Source organism: Psychrobacter sp. W2-37-MNA-CIBAN-0211 (assembly GCF_040309405.1).
In the GTDB taxonomy this organism is placed as follows: Bacteria; Pseudomonadota; Gammaproteobacteria; order Pseudomonadales; family Moraxellaceae; genus Psychrobacter; species Psychrobacter glaciei.
In genome coordinates, this window is the sequence record NZ_JBEOOU010000218.1 from 1 (window position 1) to 270 (window position 270).

At 44.4% G+C, this 270-nt stretch carries 1 protein-coding gene; it reads right to left on the reverse strand.

Annotated elements, in window-relative coordinates; translation table 11 throughout:
* Positions 1-270 (reverse strand): hypothetical protein (locus AAEY72_RS14975; protein WP_352311351.1); only part of this gene is annotated, 270 nt, incomplete at both ends.

The following is a 270-nucleotide window of genomic DNA, read 5'->3' on the forward strand; positions in this document are numbered from 1 at the left end:
GTGCAGGCCCAATAATTCGCGGTAAATACTCTTGAGCATCGCCAGGGTTGGCGTAAAAAATTAAATCTAAAAAGTTTGCCGCCCCAGGTAATAGCGCGATGGAAAATAGATAGCTTGCTACATCGACACCGCTAATAGGTTTAACCCACGGTTGACCAGCACAAAATGGCTCGCCTGTTTGAGTTCCAGCTTCTACATCGGCAAGATATTGATTATAACCCGCACTGAAACCTTCCATTAATGCACGCGAATTATAACTAAACTGTGGGT